Source organism: Oleiphilus sp. HI0043 (genome assembly GCF_001634935.1).
On record NZ_LWEY01001726.1, the window covers coordinates 1 to 863 of the forward strand.

General features: G+C 44.0%; 2 protein-coding genes. Both read right to left on the reverse strand.

Features of this window, described 5'->3' with window-relative positions; all coding sequences use genetic code 11:
• Positions 1 to 270: hypothetical protein (locus A3729_RS26350; RefSeq protein WP_197476114.1), on the reverse strand; the 270-nt coding region annotated here is incomplete at its 3' end.
• Positions 267 to 863, reverse strand: a 597-nt coding sequence (locus tag A3729_RS33520) for a hypothetical protein (protein ID WP_197476117.1), incomplete at its 5' end; no start/stop codon positions are given. The genes A3729_RS26350 and A3729_RS33520, both read right to left, overlap by 4 nt.

An 863-nucleotide genomic window follows, 5' to 3' on the forward strand; every position in this document is an offset into this window, starting at 1 on the left:
TGGCGAAAGAATATGGTGACCAATCTCGTGAGCAAGCACTTCAACTGCATAGTCTTGAAGCTTGTATTTGGTGATCGCTTCTAAATCAACTACGACAGCCTGATCATTCAAACGGATCATGGCAAAGCTACCAGATAAGCCCTGTTTTGAAGCTTCTAGATGCGTCTCACATAAAAGTGGGTTTCTTAATTGTGTATAGCGACTCCACAAAGCAAGCGCTTCACTCCAGGATGACTGCCAACGCTCTAAAAGCGACTCGTCGGTTATCATGATGAGCGACCTTTACTTGTATTCAAGACCGCAGATCCCGAACACTCAGTAATGATGACTGAGAAAGTCTCCGGCGAGGTAAATACGAGTGTATCGTCAAGTTGTGCGACCGAATTGATATCTGTAAGGTCGCTGAAACGGCCGAGCGATATGAGTTTTGGGTTGTAACTTATCTGTTGATCTATTTGTTTTAGGTCTTCAGGTTGTAGATTATCGCTGGGAATGAGTGTCGCCCCAAATGAATCGGCATAGAGTCTCCAAATATGCGTGTCAGAAAGAACATACAGTTGGTCACCTTCAACGAAGATCTTGGGTGGCAACGGAAAATCTCCGCCAACAAGGCTGCATTTGCCAACGCGGTATTTTTCACGAATCTCCGTACCGTTTGTGCTTGTCTTTATTTGTTGAGGTTCAAACCATCTACTCGTTTTTAATTGATCAAAGTGGTAATTCAGATCGTGACTGTCAGAGAGCTTAAATAGTTTTCTGGTTACTCGGTCTGGTAGCTCATTGATTTTTTTCAGCGCTATCTCTCTATACTGAGCCAATCCCGCCAACCAAGCACAAACAACGCCTGTTGTCTTGAACTGTTC